Annotated in this window: 15 protein-coding genes; 9 read left to right on the top strand and 6 right to left on the bottom strand. The window is 69.7% G+C overall.

The genetic code is table 11. From position 1 onward, the window contains the following. Window positions 1–99: 99 nt before the first annotated feature. From ACLARN_RS33340 to ACLARN_RS33330, 3 genes are all read right to left on the bottom strand, one after another. Window positions 100–1,185, bottom strand: a complete 1,086-nt coding sequence (locus ACLARN_RS33340) for an ABC transporter substrate-binding protein (RefSeq protein ID WP_409495447.1) — start codon at window positions 1,183–1,185, stop codon at window positions 100–102. 103 nt (window positions 1,186–1,288) lie between these two features. Then, window positions 1,289–3,046, bottom strand: coding sequence for an ABC transporter ATP-binding protein (locus ACLARN_RS33335; protein WP_409495446.1), 1,758 nt, complete (start codon window positions 3,044–3,046; stop codon window positions 1,289–1,291). Continuing rightward, window positions 3,043–4,728 carry an ABC transporter ATP-binding protein gene (locus ACLARN_RS33330; RefSeq protein ID WP_409495445.1) on the bottom strand — a complete coding sequence of 562 codons (1,686 nt, stop codon included), beginning with the start codon at window positions 4,726–4,728 and terminating at the stop codon, window positions 3,043–3,045. The genes ACLARN_RS33335 and ACLARN_RS33330 overlap by 4 nt, the downstream gene beginning before the upstream one ends. Before the next feature lie 104 nt (window positions 4,729–4,832). Between ACLARN_RS33330 and ACLARN_RS33325 the strand changes: the two genes are divergently transcribed. Both ACLARN_RS33325 and ACLARN_RS33320 read left to right on the top strand, forming a co-directional pair. After that, window positions 4,833–5,876, top strand: a complete 1,044-nt coding sequence (locus ACLARN_RS33325) for a FecCD family ABC transporter permease (RefSeq protein WP_409495444.1) — start codon at window positions 4,833–4,835, stop codon at window positions 5,874–5,876. A 23-nt stretch (window positions 5,877–5,899) separates the two neighbouring features. Beyond that, window positions 5,900–6,937 (top strand): FecCD family ABC transporter permease, encoded by a 1,038-nt coding sequence (locus ACLARN_RS33320; protein WP_409495443.1) that lies wholly within the window; start codon window positions 5,900–5,902, stop codon window positions 6,935–6,937. Here ACLARN_RS33320 and ACLARN_RS33315 read toward each other — a convergent pair. Next, a complete protein-coding gene (locus ACLARN_RS33315; protein ID WP_409495442.1) occupies window positions 6,918–7,769 on the bottom strand; it encodes a DMT family transporter in 852 nt (283 codons plus the stop codon). The genes ACLARN_RS33320 and ACLARN_RS33315 overlap by 20 nt on opposite strands. A 321-nt stretch (window positions 7,770–8,090) precedes the next feature. Between ACLARN_RS33315 and ACLARN_RS33310 the strand changes: the two genes are divergently transcribed. From ACLARN_RS33310 to ACLARN_RS33300, 3 genes are all read left to right on the top strand, one after another. Beyond that, window positions 8,091–8,615: a DinB family protein gene (locus ACLARN_RS33310; RefSeq protein WP_409495441.1), complete on the top strand. Its 525-nt coding sequence runs from the start codon at window positions 8,091–8,093 to the stop codon at window positions 8,613–8,615. A gap of 20 nt (window positions 8,616–8,635) precedes the next feature. After that, window positions 8,636–9,346 carry an MBL fold metallo-hydrolase gene (locus ACLARN_RS33305; protein ID WP_409495440.1) on the top strand — a complete coding sequence of 237 codons (711 nt, stop codon included), beginning with the start codon at window positions 8,636–8,638 and terminating at the stop codon, window positions 9,344–9,346. 81 nt (window positions 9,347–9,427) lie between these two features. Next, entirely contained in the window at window positions 9,428–10,531 is a 1,104-nt protein-coding gene (locus tag ACLARN_RS33300; protein ID WP_409495439.1) for an LLM class flavin-dependent oxidoreductase, read from the top strand. 3 nt (window positions 10,532–10,534) lie between these two features. Here ACLARN_RS33300 and ACLARN_RS33295 read toward each other — a convergent pair whose 3' ends face one another. Further along, complete coding sequence (locus ACLARN_RS33295; RefSeq protein WP_409495438.1) at window positions 10,535–11,302, bottom strand: IclR family transcriptional regulator; 768 nt, start codon at window positions 11,300–11,302, stop codon at window positions 10,535–10,537. A 41-nt stretch (window positions 11,303–11,343) separates the two neighbouring features. Between ACLARN_RS33295 and ACLARN_RS33290 the strand changes: the two genes are divergently transcribed. Then, window positions 11,344–12,246: an acetaldehyde dehydrogenase (acetylating) gene (locus ACLARN_RS33290; protein WP_409495437.1), complete on the top strand. Its 903-nt coding sequence runs from the start codon at window positions 11,344–11,346 to the stop codon at window positions 12,244–12,246. Beyond that, window positions 12,243–13,277, top strand: coding sequence for a 4-hydroxy-2-oxovalerate aldolase (dmpG, locus tag ACLARN_RS33285; protein WP_409495436.1), 1,035 nt, complete (start codon window positions 12,243–12,245; stop codon window positions 13,275–13,277). The genes ACLARN_RS33290 and dmpG overlap by 4 nt, the downstream gene beginning before the upstream one ends. Before the next feature lie 124 nt (window positions 13,278–13,401). On the opposite strand, the gene ACLARN_RS33280 is transcribed toward dmpG, so the two are convergent. Continuing rightward, the gene (locus ACLARN_RS33280) at window positions 13,402–14,037 is read right to left on the bottom strand and encodes a TetR/AcrR family transcriptional regulator (RefSeq protein WP_409495435.1); all 636 of its coding nucleotides are present in this window, start codon (window positions 14,035–14,037) and stop codon (window positions 13,402–13,404) included. A gap of 90 nt (window positions 14,038–14,127) precedes the next feature. Between ACLARN_RS33280 and ACLARN_RS33275 the strand changes: the two genes are divergently transcribed. After that, the gene (locus tag ACLARN_RS33275) at window positions 14,128–15,048 is read left to right on the top strand and encodes an oxygenase MpaB family protein (protein WP_409495434.1); all 921 of its coding nucleotides are present in this window, start codon (window positions 14,128–14,130) and stop codon (window positions 15,046–15,048) included. A 12-nt stretch (window positions 15,049–15,060) separates the two neighbouring features. Then, window positions 15,061–16,086 (top strand): LLM class F420-dependent oxidoreductase, encoded by a 1,026-nt coding sequence (locus tag ACLARN_RS33270; protein ID WP_409495433.1) that lies wholly within the window; start codon window positions 15,061–15,063, stop codon window positions 16,084–16,086. Window positions 16,087–16,089 lie beyond the last annotated feature (3 nt).

The raw sequence follows: 16,089 nt of genomic DNA, 5'->3' as shown, positions 1-16,089 counted from the left end.
TCACGCGAGTTCGCCGTTCAATCACGAGAGTTCGCCGCCCACGCACGGAAACAGGGCCGCGAGCGGAAAGCTCGCGGCCCTGTTCTTCGCTGCGCCCGGTCAGGACGCGGGCTTGACCTCGGTCTTCGGGTCGCCGTCGACCGCGGCGCTGAGCTGCGGGACGATCCGGTCGATCACGTACGGCAGGCTCAGCACGGTCACGAACGAGACCGCGCTGCCATAGGTGCCTTCGTTCTCGATGAAGACCTCACGCTTTTCCTTCGCCACCTTCAGGCCGGTGTAGAGCGCGTCCTTGCCGAGGATCTCCTGCGCCTTGGCCGGGGTGTCGATGAGCCACACGAGCGCGTCGCGGTCGAGCAGGTCGGTCCGTTCGGCGCTGAGGCTCTTGCCGAACTTGTCACCGATGACGGCGTCGAGGTCGGCGGGCAGCTTGAAGCCGAGCGATTCGAGGATGTGCGAGCGCCCGTCCTGGCTGCCGTAGACGAAGTAACCCTCGTAGGTCGACGCCATCAGCGCCGACTTGCCGGCGAACTCCGGGTGGTCCTTGCGGACCTGGGCGAACTTGTCCTCGACGCCCTTGACCAGTTCGTTCGCCTTGGTGGCGCGCCCGACGGCCTGGCCGACCTTCTTTGTCGCCTCGTTCCAGGGGATGCCGTAGTCGTTGTACTCCTTGGGCTGCGCGACGACCGGGACGCCGATCTGGCTCAGTTTGTCGTACTGCTCCTTGGTGAGCCCGGAGTACAGCGCGATGATCAGGTCCGGCTTGAGCGCGGCGATCTTCTCGTATTGCGGCCCGTCGACGTCCTTGAGGACCTCGGGCAGCGCGGCGCCGCCGAGTTTGTCGGTCGCCCACGGGGCGATGGTGCCGGGGAACTTGCCGAGCCAGTCGGTGACCCCGACCGGGACGACGCCGAGGGCGAGCAGCGCGTCCTGTTCGGTCAGCCCGACCGTGACGACGCGTTTGGGCTCCTGGGTGATGGTGGTGCTGCCGTACTTGTGCTCGATCGTCGTCGGGAACGCGTTCGCGTCGACCGGCGAGCCGGCGGAGTTCTGCGCGGCCGGGGTGGCCGACTCACCGCCGCCTCCGCACGCGGTGAGCGAGGCGGCCAGCACCAGGGTGGACGCCAGCAGGCCGGCGGTCTTCAGGCGCCCGCGCACGGCGGAGAGGGTGGGAATTCGGGCCATCATCCGTCCTTCATGATCGGCGGTCCGACAAAATGCCGGATTCAGGTTTGCCTAACCTAAGACGCCGAACGGTCGAATGCAACCGGCGACGCTGCGTCCCGGGTCACGTCCGTGAACGGTTGTCCGACCAGGCCGCCCAAAGCGTTGCGTACCGACCACCGGAGGCCACGAGTTCGTCGTGCGTCCCGCTTTCGACGACCACACCCGCGTCGAGCACGACGACCCGGTCCGAAGCCGCCGCCTGGGTCAACCGGTGCGCGACGACGAGACCGGTCCGGCCCTCGAGAGCGGCCGCGGCGGCGGCTTCGAGGGTCTTCGCACCCGCGCTCCCGGCTTCGGCGGTGGCCTCGTCGAGGATCGCGATCGGCGGGTCCGCGAGGACCAGCCTGGCCAGCGCCAGCTGCTGGGATTGGGTGACCGTCAGCTGGTGACCACCTTCGCCGACCACGGTCGCGAGAGCTTCGCCCAGCGCCTCCGCCCAGCCTCGCGCGCCGACTTTTTCCAGCGCCGCCAGCAGTTCCACGTCGGACGCGCCGGGCCGCGCGAGCCGGAGATCGTCCGCCAGCGAACCGGCGAAGACGTGCACCTCCTGGCTGATCAGCGCGACAGCCTGCCGGGTGGCGGATGGCCCGAGTTCGCCGAGCGGCACCCCGCCGACGGAGACCGCGCCGGAGCCCGGGGTGTGGATCCCGGCGATCAGCTTGGCCAGCGTCGTCTTCCCGGCGCCGCTCGCCCCGACCAGCGCGACCCGCTCGCCGGGGGAGAGGCTCAGGTCGACGTCGCGCAGTACCGGGTGTCCGTCCACATAGGAGTGCGAAATCCCGGCCGCCTTCACCGAGGCGTCAACGGGTTTCGCGGGCCGCTGGGGTTCCTGCGGCGCGGGCAGATCGGCGACACCGACGAGCCGGGCCAGGCTCGCCGCGGCCGCCTGCGCGTCGTCGACCAGCGCCAGCGCGGTGTTGATCGGACCGAACAGGCTGTGGAAGTACAGTGCCGCCGCGGTCGCCGCGCCGACCGTCACCGCGTTGGCGCCCACCAGCAGGAAACCGGCCGCGAGCACGGCGGAGAGACCGACGAACTCGGCGAGGTTGAGCCGGGCGAAGAACTTCGTCATCAGCCGGACACCGCGCAGCATCAGGTCCATCGCGCCCTCGGACCGCTGCCGGACGCGCTCCACGTGGGCGTCGGCGAGGCGGAACGCGCGGACGGTCTTCGCGCCGCCGATCGTGTCGAGCAGTTGCTGCTGCTGCGAACCCGTCGCGATCCGCTGCTTCGCGTAGAGCGGGACGGCGTTGCGGACGTACCAGCGGACGGTGTGCAGCTGGATCGGCGTCGCCAGCAGCGCGGCCAGGAGGAACCGCCAGTCGAGGACGGCGAGCGCGCCGAGGGTCAGCACGATCGTCAGCACGGAGCGGCCGAGTTCGGGCAGCGCGTCACGGACCGCCCTCGCGACCACCGTGACGTCGTTGGTGACGCGGGCGGTCAGGTCACCGGAGCCCGCGCGTTCGACCTGTTCCAGCGGGAGGCTCAGCGCTCGGTCGACGAACCGTTCGCGCAGTTCCGCCAGCAGCGTTTCGCCGAGCTTCGCGGTCAGCGAGACACCCAGCGCCGTCGCGATCGCCTGCGCGACCGCGACCAGGACCAGCCCCACCACGGGGGTGGTCAGTTCGGTCGCGGGGCGGTTCTCGACGACGAGATCGACGATGTGGCCTAGCAGGCGAACGGTGAGCAACCCGATCGCGGTCGCGCCGACGAGCATCGCGAGCGCGCCGGCGGCACGGCCCTTCGAGGTGCGGAGAAGTTCACCGAGGACGGCGCGGATCCGCTTGCCGTCGGCGGTGGGGAGGAGTTCGCGGGTCATGACAGCACCGCCGCGCGGTAGTCGGCGCGTTCATGCGCGAGTTCGGCGTGGACGCCCTCTGCCGAGACCCGGCCGCCGTCGAGGACGACGACGCGGTCGGTGACGGCGAGCAGGGCGGGACTGGTGGTCACCAGGATCGTGGTCCGTCCTTGTCGTAGCCGGGCGAGCCCGGAGGCGATCTTCGCTTCGGTCACCGTGTCCACCGCCGTCGTAGGGTCGTGGACGACGAGCACCGGGGCCTCCGCGGCGAGGGCGCGGGCGAGCGCGACGCGTTGCCGCTGGCCGCCGGAAAGGGAACGCCCGCGTTCGGTCACCGCGGTCGAGGTCCCGTCGGGCAGGGCCGACGCGACCTCGTCCGCCGCCGACGCGGCCAAGGCCTCGTCGTGCGCGGGGCCACCGGCGTTGACGTTCTCCGCCAGCGTTCCTTCGAAGAGATCCGCGTCGTGCGCGGCGACCAGGACGACTTCCCGTACCCGCTCGGGGTCCACAGTGGACAGATCGACGCCGTCGACGCGGACCTCGCCTTCGGCCGGATCGCCCGCGCGGCCGAGACAGTCGAGCAGGTCGGTCGCGGTGGCGGGATCGGTGGCGACGACGCCGACCAGCTGCCCGGCCGGGATGTCGAGGTCGACACCGCGGAGGCTGCCGTACGAGACGTCGGTGAATCGGACGTTCCCGGTGGCGGGCAGCGGAAGTTCGCCGTCGCCCGCCTCGACCTTCGGCGGGGTGGTCAACAGGTCGGCCACCCGGGACGCCGACGCGCGGCCCTGCGCCAGTTCGCCGTTGACCCACGAGAAGATCAGGAACGGCGTGAGCAGGAACTGGGCGAGACCGACCGCCGCGACGAGGTCGCCGACGCTGATCGCTCCCGACGACGCGAGGTGTCCGCCGACGAGGGCGACGATCGCGATGAAGATCCCGGTCAGCGCGAGGACCGCGCCGTCGTGCCAAGCCTTGGCCCGCGCGGCGCGCAAGGTCGCGGCGAGGGAGTTCTGGCTCGTGTCGCGATAGCGGGCGACGGCGGCCGGTTCGGCGCCGATGCCCTTGAGCACCCGCAGGCCTGAGACCAGATCGGTGGCGACGCCCGAAGCGTGCGCGGAACGCTCCTGTTCGGCCTCACTGCGACGCTCCAGCGGCTTGCCGATGAGATGCGCGAGGTACAGCAGCGGCGGCGTGCCCAAAAGGACCAGCAAGCCGAGCGGAACGGACATGCGCAGCAGAGCGACGGCGCTGACCAGCACTCCGGCGAGTGCGGCGATCCCGAACGGCAGCGCCGCGTTCACCACCCCGACCCGCTGCGCGTCGCTGGTCCCGATGTTGACCAGTTCGCCTGCCAGCTTGCCGTTTTCGGCGCCGCCACCGGGATGCAGGACCCGCCTGCTGATCGCGATGCGGATGTCGTGCGCCGCCCGCAGCGAGGCACCTTCGGCCGCGCGCGCGGCGAACCGGTAGCTGTAGGACAGTCCCGCGAAGACCACGCCGAGCACGGCGAGCCAGAACAGGAGCGTGCCCACCGAGCCGCCGGCGACCGCCTGGTCGATCACCACACCGATGATCACCGGGACGAGGGCTTCACCGCCTTGATGCCCGGCGGCGAGCACGGACGCGAGGGTGACCTGCCGTCGCTGGCCGGAGATCGCCTGGCGCAGGACACTCCGGCTGGTGGTGGCCGTTGCGGACACCGGCGCCTCCGATCTTCTGGATAGGTAAGGCTAGTCTAAGTAGGTAGCTCGTTGAGGTGAACTCCGGCGTTCGGTTAGCCTCGCCTCATTTCGTAGGAGGTTCCGTGGCCGTCACCGAACGCCCGTCCGTCGCGGCGTCCCCGCCGAGCGCCGCGGCGCGGACATTCCGCGTCGGCGGTCTGGTGCTCGGACTCGCCCTGCTGGCGCTGGTGTTCCTGCTCAGCATCTGGGTGGGGTCGAAGAGCATCCCGTTCACCTCCACCTGGTCGGTGCTGTGGCACAACGACGGCTCGACCGACGCGGTGATCATCCACGACCTCCGTATCCCGCGGACCCTGCTGGGAGTGGTCGTCGGTGTGGCACTCGGCCTGGCGGGCGCGGTGATGCAGGCACTCACCCGGAACCCGCTCGCCGACCCCGGCCTGCTCGGGGTCAACACCGGCGCCTCGGCCGCGGTCGTGTCGGGCATCGCGTTCGTCGGGGTCTCCGGTGTGCTGGGCTACATCTGGTTCGCCTTCGCCGGGGCGGCGATCGCCTCGGTCGTGGTCTATCTCCTCGGCTCGGCGGGCCGCAGCGCCACGCCGGACCGCCTCGTCCTCGCCGGTTCGGCCGTCATGGCGGTGCTCCAGGCCTACATCGTCGGGATCCTGCTGCTGATGCCCGAGACGTTCAACCAGTTCCGCTTTTGGAACGTCGGTTCGCTCAGCGGCCGCAAATGGGATGTGTTCTGGCAGATCTCGCCGTTCGTGGTGGTCGGCGTGATCATCGCGCTGTTGCTCGCCCGGCCGCTCAACGTGCTCGCGCTCGGCGACCAGACCGGGAAGGCGCTCGGTGCCCACGTCGGCCGCACCCGGGTAATGGGCGCGATCGTGATCACCCTGCTCTGCGGCGCGGGCACCGCGGCGGTCGGGCCGGTCCTGTTCCTCGGGCTCGCCGTGCCGCACGCCGCGAGGCTGCTGGCCGGCCCCGACCAGCGCTGGGTGCTGCCGTATTCGATGCTGCTCGCGCCGATCGCGCTGATCGGCGCCGACGTCGTCGGCCGCGTGCTGAACCCGCCGGAGGAACTGCAGGCGGGCATCGTCGTCGCGTTCATCGGAGCACCCGTGTTCATCGCGCTGTGCCGCCGTCGGAAGCTGGCCAGGCTGTGACCGCGATGAAGGAGCGACCCCCGATGACCACCCGCGTCCTGCGCACCCCTGGCGGGGGCGTGTCCCTGCGCGTCACGCCGAGGGCGACGATCGTCGTCGTGCTGCTGGCCGTCGCCGTGTTCTTCGTCGGCGCGGTGAGCATGACCACCGGCGACTATCCGCTGTCGGTCGGCGAGGTCATCCAGACGTTGTTCGGCTTCGGCGACCGGAGCACCGAGTTCATCGTGACGACGCTGCGCCTGCCGCGGCTGCTGACCGCGCTGCTGGTCGGCGGCGCGCTCGCGGTCAGTGGCGCGATCCTGCAGAGCCTCTCCGGGAATCCCTTGGGCAGCCCCGATTTCATCGGGTTCACCCAAGGCGCGTCGGCGGGTGCCTTGCTGATGATCGTGGTGATCCACGGCGGAATGCTCGCGGTCTCGCTCGGCGCGCTGATCGGCGGCATCGTGACCGCGGTGCTCATCACGCTGCTCGCGTTCAAAGGCGGCGTGCACGCCTTCCGCCTGATCCTCGTCGGGATCGGGGTGAACGCGATGCTCCTCGCGTTCAACTCGTACCTGATCACCCGTGCCTCCTGGCAGGACGGCCTCGCCGCGCAGGCCTGGCTGGTCGGCGGGCTGAACGGACGCGGCTGGGAACACGTCGTCCCGGTCGCGATCGCGGTCGCCGTACTGCTGCCGCCCGCCTTGGTCTACGGCAGAAGGCTTTCCCTGCTGGAGATGGGCGATGACTCGGCCAAGGGGCTCGGCGTGCCGGTCCAGCGGAGCCGGATGGTGCTCCTCGGCGTGAGCGTCGGGCTGTGTTCGATCGCGACGGCGGCCGCCGGTCCGATCGCGTTCCTGGCACTCGCCGCGCCTCAGCTGGCGAAGCGGCTCACGCGGTCTTCGGGACCCGGGCTCGCCGCGGCGGCGCTGATGGGCATGCTCCTGCTGGTGACGAGCGATCTGATCACCCAGCAGGTGCTCGCCGGTCTGCCCGTCGGGCTCGTGACCGGCGCCATCGGCGGGCTGTATCTGGCCTGGCTGCTGGTGTCCCGGCGCGGGGTCAACCGAGCGGCGCGCTGACCGGTTCGATCGGGGCGGGCTCGCCGAAGCGGGCCAGCGCCAGCGCCGCCGAAACCGCGAGCGCGAACCCGACCACCGCCACCGCCGCGAACCCGGGGCGCGTGGTGTCGCCCAGCACGAGAACACCGATCAGGGAAGGGAAGACGGTCTCGCCGATCACCATCATCGCGGTCGAAGTGGTGACACTGCCGCGTTGCAGCGCGGTGGCGTAGAACAACATCGCCAGCGCGCCCGCCACGGCCAGTGTGTAGGTGGCCGGGTCGGTCAGCAGGTCCAGTGGGGCGAGGCTGGTGAGCACGCGGCCGGACAGGGCGACCACGCCGAAGCACAGTCCGGCGATCAGGCCCAGCGCCGGTGTCCGGATCCGCCGTGGTGCGCGGCCGGCGAGCATCCCGGCCGTACCGAGCACGACCACCGCGCCGATCAGCACGAGCCGGAAACCCAGCCCGGTCGTCGACGAGCCTTCGCTCTCCGCCGACATCCCGAGCAGCGCGAGCCCGGCGCAGACGACCGCGACCGCCGTCCATTCGCGACGTCCCAATCGGACACCGAGCGTCCGCGCGGCGACCGCTGTCACGGCGAGGCTTCCCGCCAGCGCCGCCTGGACCACGAACAGCGGCAGCACCCGCAGGGCGACGAGCTGGGCGACGAACCCGACGACGTCCAGTGCGAGGCCCGCGACGAACTTCCACTGCCGCAGCACCCGCACGAGAAGTTTGGGGTCGACCCGGTCTTCGGTACCCGAGGTCGCCTTCGCGGCGATCGCTTGCATCACCGAAGCGACGCCGTACGCGCAGGCCGCGAAGAACGCACAGGCCAATCCCCACCACATGACGCGTCAGCCTAGACGGTTGATTCCGTGAAAATCACGTGAAGCTCAGTGGGGCGCTGTGACTGTCAAGGTCGTGAAGGCCTCCTTGCTTACCCTCAAGGTAGGCAAGGAGGCCTTCACGACCTTGGTTCGCGCCGAAGGGGCGTCCGCGACCGAGACGGCCGCGGCCACCCGGGCATGTCGAGTCCTTGACTCATCTAGTGTCCTGCCGTGTCCACACGGCGATCTCGCGTGCTTGAGCGCCGATCTCACGAGATCCGCGCCCAAGCACGCGAGTTCGCCGTCTGATCACGCGAGTTCGCCGATGTGTAAGGTGGCCACATGTCGAACACGAGTTCGAGTGGTGCCGAGCCGGTGGACCGGACCTGGCCGGACGGGATCGCCGAGGACGAAGCCGGGATCCAGTGGGACTTCCTGCGCTTCCTCCGTGCCACCGCGGTGAACAAGGTCGCCGGGCTGACCAGGGAACAGGCGGCCGCGACACCGCTGCCGTCGTCCCCGCGGATGAGTGCGCTGGGGGTGCTCAAGCATCTGACCGCGGTCGAGCGCTGGTGGCTCTCGATCGAGGCGGGCGGCGCCGATCTGCCGTCGCTGTGGGAAGGCTCACCGGATCCCAGCTGGGATCTGACCGAGGACGACGACCCGCGCTCGGTCGTCGAGGCGTACCGCGCGGAGTGGACGCTTTCGGAGTCGTCGCTGGCCGGGGTGTCACCGGGCGAGCGGGCACGCCGGTCGGGGAACTTCACCGTCCGCTGGGTGCTGGCGCACGTGCTCCAGGAGACCGCGCGGCACACCGGGCACCTGGACGTGCTGCGAGAGCTGGCCGACGGCACCGTGGGGGAGTAGCGCACCGTAAGGTGTGCGCCATGGCTGACAGGCTGTACTTCCGGCAGTTGCTCGCGGGCCGTGACTTCGCGGTGGGGGATCCGGTCGCGACGCAGATGGTCAACTTCGCCTATCTGATCGGCGACCGGGAGACGAACGAGGCCGTCATCGTCGACCCGGCGTACGCAGTCGGTGATCTGCTCGACCTGCTGGAAGCCGACGGCATGCGGCTGACCGGCGTCCTCGCCACGCATCACCACCCCGATCACGTCGGCGGCGAGATGATGGGCTTCTCGCTACCGGGGATCGCACAGCTGCTGGAACGCGTCCAGGTCCCGATCCACGTCAACGGCGCGGAAGCCGAGTGGGTCCGCCGGATCACCGGGGTCTCGGAGACCGACCTGCGCTCGCACGACCACGACGACGTCCTCGAGGTCGGCGCGGTCCCGATCCGCCTCCTGCACACGCCGGGGCACACCCCGGGCAGCCAGTGTTTTCTCGTCGACGGACGACTCGTCTCGGGGGACACGCTGTTCCTCGAAGGCTGTGGCCGCACCGATTTCCCCGGCGGTGACGCGGAAGCGATCTACCGGAGCCTCCAGTGGCTGGCCGGGCTGGACGGGGATCCGGTCGTCTACCCGGGACACCAGTACTCGGCCGAGCCGTCGGCGAACCTTTCGCACGTAAAGGACACGAACTTCGTGTTCCAGCCGAAGTCCCTGGGCGAATGGCGGCTGATGTTCGGCGGCTGAGCGGGTGAGGAGGCGTCCAGATCGCGGGACGCGAGGCGCACTGATTGACCCGGGTCGTCCCGGACGCCGAAGCTCGGAAGCGTGACGCTCAAGCTGCATTGGTTCCTGCCCACCACCGGGGACGGCCGGACGATCGTGGAGCACTTCCACGCCAGTCGCGCCGCCGGCGCGACCGCCGCCCGCGAGCCGAGCCTCGACTACCTCGCCCAGGTCGCCCGTGCCGCCGAGGCCAACGGTTTCGAAGGGGTCCTGACCCCGACCGGGACCTGGTGCGAGGACGCCTGGCTGACGACGGCCGCGCTGATCCGCGAGACGAGAACCCTCAAGTTCCTGGTCGCCTTCCGGCCGGGCACCGTCTCGCCGACACTCGCCGCGCAGATGGCGGGCACCTTCCAGCGGATTTCGCAGGGACGCGTGCTGCTCAACGTCGTCACCGGCGGCGACGCGGTCGAGCAACGCCGGTTCGGCGACTGGCACGACCACGACCAGCGCTACGCCCGCACCGGCGAGTTCCTCGAGATCGTGCGCGGAGTGTGGAGCGGCAAGCCGTTCGACTTCGACGGCGAGCATCTCAAGGTCGAGGGCGCGACCACGCGGGCGGTGCCGGATCCGGTGCCGTCGATCTACTTCGGCGGTTCTTCCGCGGCCGCGTTTCCGATCGCCGCACGGCACGCCGACGTCTATCTGACCTGGGGCGAGCCGCCCGCGCAGGTCGCCGAAAAGATCGCCAAGGTACGGGAACTCGCCGAGGAGCAGGGCCGGAAACCCCGGTTCGGCATCCGGCTGCACACCCTGTCGCGCGACACGGCCGCCGAAGCGTGGGCCGAGGCGGGCAAGCTGCTGGAGGCGATCGACCCCGATCGGATCGCGCACACGCAGAAGCAGTTGTCCGGCAGCGAATCCGTCGGCCAGCAGCGGATGGCGGCACTGCACGGCGGCAAGACCGACGGCGGCGTCCGCGGTCTGGAGATCCATCCCAACCTGTGGGCGGGCATCGGACTGGTGCGCGGCGGGGCGGGTACGGCGCTCGTCGGCAGTCACCGCGAGGTCGCCGATCTCATCGAGGAGTACCACGCGCACGGCATCGAGGAATTCGTCCTCTCCGGATACCCGCATCTGGAGGAGGCGTACTGGTTCGGGGAAGGTGTCCGGCCCGAACTGGTCCGGCGAGGGCTCGTCGCGTAGATCTCACAACATGCGGGACAACGCCAAAGCGGCCGTCCGTACCGCGGGCGCGACGCGGTTGGTGTGCATGCGATTCGCCCAGCCGGAGATCGACAACGCCGCCACCGCAACGCCTTTCGCGTCGAGCAGCGGGCTCGCGGCGCAGACGACGCCGACGCCGGACTCCTCCCGTTCGAGCGCGATCCCGTCGCTGCGGACCTTCGCGAGCTGACGGCGCAGCAATCCGGCGACGGTGATCGTCCGGACACTGACCCGGGGCAACCCGGCGTCGATCACCTGTGTCACCACGGATTCCGGGGAAAACGCGAGGATCGCTTTTCCGACACCGGTGGCGTGCGCGGGAAAACGGCCGCCGATCCGGGACGGCAGCGACGGCGCGTCGGGGCCGCGCAGGATGTCGAGATAGACGACTTCGGTGCCTTCCAGCACCGCGAGGTGCACGGTGTTGCGGGTCGCCTCGCGGAGATCGGCGAGGTACGGACGCGCCGCCTCGACCAATCCACGGCGCCGTACCGCCAGTTGGCCGATCTCGAACAGCTTCAGCCCGAGCCGCAGCGCCACGCCTTCGCGTTCGAGCAGTCCGGTCGCGACCAGGTGACCGGTGAGCCGGTGAACGGTCGACTTCGCCAGTCCGGTCCGCCGCGCCAGTTCGGAAACGCCGAGCGCGTCGTCGCCGGGCCGGAACGCCGAGAGCAGCGCGGTGACCCGGGCGGCGACGAGGCCGTCCGCTCCGGTTCGTTCCGGGTCGTCGTTCCGCCCAGCGGCACGCATGGGTTGAGTGTGCCCTATCCGCTCGGGGAGCGTCACCTGACATGGCGCAACGGAAAGCGGTGGCCGCGATCGTCGGTCCCGGCAACATCGGCACCGACCTGCTCGCGAAGCTGAGGCGCAGCGAACACGTCGAGGTGCGGTACATGGTCGGCGTGGACCCGGACTCGGATGGGCTGGCCAAGGCCGCCGAGCTGGGACTGGAGACGTCCGCGGGTGGTGTCGACTGGCTCCTGTCCCGTGACGAACTGCCGGACCTGGTGTTCGAGGCGACATCGGCGAAGGCGCATTTGGCGAACGCGCCGCGCTACGCCGCCGCCGGGATCCGCGCGATCGACCTGACCCCGGCCGCGGTCGGCCCGTTCACCTGCCCCGCGGTGGGCCTGCCCGAGCGGCTGGACGTGCCGAACGTCAACCTCATCACCTGCGGTGGCCAGGCCACGATCCCGATCGTGCACGCGGTGTCCCGGGTGACGCCGGTGCCCTACGCCGAGATCGTCGCCTCCGTCTCGTCACGTTCGGCGGGGCCCGGGACCCGGGCGAACATCGATGAGTTCACCGCGACGACGGCACGCGGGATCGAACTCGTCGGGGGAGCGAGCCGCGGCAAGGCGATCATCATCATCAACCCCGTCGAGCCGCCGATGATCATGCGCGACACGGTGTTCTGCGCGATCGACCCGGAGGCGGACTTCGACGCGGTCACCGAATCCATCCACCGGATGGTCGAGACCGTCCAGGCCTACGTGCCGGGTTACACGCTCAAGGCGGATCCGCAATACGACCCGCCCCGGCCGGGCTGGAGCGGGCAGGCGCGGGTCGCGGTATTCCTGGAAGTCGCCGGGAACGGGGACTTCCTGCCGAAATACGCCGGGAACCTCGACATCATGACGGCAGCGGCCGCCCGTGTCGGCGATCTACTGGCGACTCAGGAGGTGGCGGCGTGAAGTGGGACGAGATCGACCGTGAGGTCCGGCTGGTCGACACGAGCCTGCGCGACGGCAGTCACGCGATGGCGCACCAGTTCACCGAGAAGAACGTGCGTGACACGGTCCGGGCCCTGGACGATGCCGGGGTCTCGCTGATCGAGGTCAGCCACGGCGACGGGCTCGGCGGCTCGACGTTCAACTACGGCTTTTCCCTTGTCGACGAACGGAAACTGATCGCCGCGGCGGTCAACGAGGCACGCCACGCGAAGATCGCGGTGCTGCTCCTGCCGGGGCTCGGCACGGTCGGCGACCTGCGGGTGGCGGCCGATCTCGGCGCGGGCGCCGTCCGGATCGCGACCCATTGCACCGAGGCCGACGTTTCCGTCCAGCACTTCGGCGCGGCGAGGGACCTCGGGCTGGAGACGGTCGGTTTCCTGATGCTGTCCCATATGTCCACGCCCGAGGACTTGGCGAAACAGGGCCGGATCATGGTCGACGCCGGGTGTCAGTGCGTGTACGTCGTCGACTCCGCCGGGGCCTTGATCCTGGAGGACGCGGGTGAACGGGTCGCCGCGCTGGTGGCGGAGTTCGGGGACCAGGCGCAGGTCGGCTACCACGGGCACCAGAACCTGAGCTTCGGCGTCGCGAACTCGGTGCTCGCCTATCGCGCGGGCGCCCGGCAGATCGACGGTTCGCTGGTGGCGCTCGGCGCCGGCGCGGGCAACTCGCCGACCGAGGTCCTCGCGGCGACGTTCGAACGGCTCGGGATCCGTACCGGCGTCGACAAGGACGTGCTGATGGACGCGGCCGAGAACGTCGTGAAGCCCTACATCACGCGGCTTCCGGTGATGGACCGGTCGTCGATCGTGCAGGGTTTCGCCGGGGTGTACTCGAGTTTCCTCCTGCACGCGGAGCGCGCGGCCGAACGCTACGACGTCCCTGCGCACGAAATTCTGTACCGCGTCGGCGCCGCGAAATACGTGGGCGGGCAGGAGGACATGATCATCGACATCGCCCTGCAACTGGTCGCTGAACGGGGTCAAGGCTGAGTGTCTGAAGGTGAACCCGCGACCGCGATCGACGTCGGCAGGGCGCCGGCCGGGCAGGTCGGGTCACGTCGGGCGGGGAAGGCGCCCTGCCACCGCGATAGCGGGGCCTTCGGCCGGGGCGGGTTCACGCGTTGGGCCGCTTTCGTGGAGGCATCTCGGCTCCGCCGTCGGGTTCGCGGTCGGCGCCGAGCACGAGGCGAACGCAATGATCGATCAGGCGTTCGCGGCTCACCTTGAGCGAGCCGTCGAGGTAGGCGATGAACACGTTCCCCAACGCGCCGACCAGGCCGATCGAGATCATCTGCCGTTCGGCCGCGTCTCCGTGGGACAACTGCCCGCTGACCAGTTCGGCGAACGAGGGGAGGAGTGCGATCCCGCGTGTGGTCAGCGCGGGATCGGTGATCGGCGCGAGCAGGAGCACGCGACCCTTGCGCGGGTCGTCGAGCATCAATTCGACGAAGGCGCGGACGGCGGCCTTCGCCCGTTCGGCGGGGTCTGGTGTGTCGCTGACCGCGTCGACCAGGGCTTGCCGCGCTTGTTCGGCGATGTGCTCGTAGACCGCGACGACCAGTTCCTCGCGGTCGGTGAAGCTCTCGTAGAAGTACCGCTCCGTCAGCTTGGCGTGGCGGCATACCGCGCGGACGCTCACCCCGGCGCTGCCCTGGGTGCCGAGCAGGTCGAGACCCGCGTCGACGAGCTGTTCCCGCCGCGCGGCCTTGCGGTCGTCCAGGGTCGTGCCTGCCCAGCTCCGGCCGGCCATGATCGGCTCCTCTTGTTGACTACGTCCGTTGTCAACCTTAACCTGACAACAGTTGTGGTCAATTTAACCAGCTCATTGAGGAGACCGGGGATGACACAGCCGCGACCGCTGGGACCGGATTCGCTGACCTGGAAGTACTTCGGCGACTGGCGTGGACTTCTCATCGCGCTCTGGGCCGGATCCATGCAGAACATGCACCCCGAGCTGGGTGCGGGTGTCGAGGAACATTCGCGGTTCTTCGAGGAGCGCTGGCAGCGGCTGTTCCGCTCGTTGTACCCGATCGGGGGAGTGATCTACGACGGGCCGCGCGCCCAGCAGACCGCGCTGGAAGTGCGCGGTTACCACGATCGGATCAAAGGCGTCGACAAGCACGGGCGCCGCTACCACGCGCTCAACCCGGACACCTTCTACTGGGCGCACTCGACGTTCTTCATGAGCGCGATCCTCATCGCCGACAACTTCTGCGGCGGCATCGGCGAGGCCGAGAAGCGGAAGCTGTTCGACGAGCACGTCCAGTGGTACGAGATGTACGGCATGAGCATGCGCCCGGTGCCGGAGTCGTGGGAGGACTTCCAGCTGTACTGGAAGCGCATGTGTGAGGACGTCCTGGAGGACAACAAGGCCACGCGCGACGTCCTCGGCATCAAAGACCTCGCGAAGCCGCATTTCCTGCCCTGGCTGCCGGAATTCGCCTGGAACCTCGTCCGCGGGCAGGTCGCGCGGAACTTCGTTTGGCTGACCGTCGGCCTGTACGACCCGCCGATCCGGGAGCGGCTCGGGTACACCTGGACCGACCGTGACGAGCGACGGCACCGGCGTGCGGGGAAGCTGATCAACGCGGCGTTCAAGCTGGTCCCGCGAGACCGTCGCTACCACCCTCGCGCCCGTGCGGGCTGGCGCCGGGAGCGTGGCGAACTGGCCCCGGACGTCCCGTTGGTCGAGACTCCCGCGAGGAACCTTCCGCCGCTTTCGGAACGGGGCAAACCCGAGCACTACTCACCGAACGTCTGACTAGGAGCCTCGATGAAGCTTGGTTACCACCTCGGTTACTGGTCCTCCGGTCCGCCAGAGGGCGCGCTGGACGCGGTCTTGAAGGCCGAAGAGCTCGGCTTCGATTCCGTGTGGACCGCCGAGGGCTACGGCTCGGACGCGTTCACCCCGCTCGCCTGGTGGGGCGCGTCGACCAGCCGGATCAAGCTCGGCACCAACATCGTCCAGATGTCGGCGCGCACCCCGACCGCCACGGCCATGCACGCGCTGACCCTGGATCACCTGTCCGGCGGCCGGTTCGTGCTCGGTCTCGGCGCGTCCGGACCGCAGGTGGTCGAGGGCTGGTACGGGCAGCCGTATCCGAAGCCGCTGGCCCGCACGCGCGAGTACGTCGACATCGTGCGGCAGGTCGTCGCGCGCGAGGCGCCGGTGACCCACGACGGTCAGCACTTCCAGTTGCCGCTGAAGGGCGGGACCGGGCTCGGGAAGGCGCTCAAGTCCACAGTGCACCCGTTCCGCAAGGAGATCCCGATCTTCCTCGCCGCTGAGGGACCGAAGAACGTGGCGCTGTCGGCGGAGATCTGCGACGGCTGGCTCCCGCTGTTCTTCTCGCCCAAGAGCGACGCCTTCTACCGGACCGCGCTGCAAGAAGGCTTCTCGCGCCCCGGCGCCAGGCGCAGCTTCGACGATTTCGAGGTCGCCGCGTCCGTCCCGGTGCTGGTCCACGACGACGTCGAGGAGGCCGCGAGCTGGATCAAACCGTCGCTGGCGCTCTACATCGGCGGCATGGGCGCGAAATCGGTCAACTTCCACCACGACGTCTTCGCCCGGATGGGGTACGAGGACGTCGCGGACAAGGTCCAGGAGCTGTACCTGGCCGGCCGCAAGGACGAGGCGACCGCGGCCATTCCGACGTCGCTGGTCGAAGACACTTCGCTGATCGGACCCGCGGAGAAGATCCGTGACGAACTCGCCGCGTGGGAGAAGACCGTGGTGACCACGTTGCTCCTGCGGGGTGACGCGGCGACGCTCGCGAAGGTCGCGGCGACCCTTTCGTAGGTG

The sequence above is a fragment of the Amycolatopsis sp. cmx-11-12 genome, from assembly GCF_046269425.1.
Taxonomy (GTDB): Bacteria; Actinomycetota; Actinomycetes; order Mycobacteriales; family Pseudonocardiaceae; genus Amycolatopsis.
Note: the sequence above shows the minus strand (reverse complement) of the source record. Positions and strands in the feature narration are given on the sequence as shown.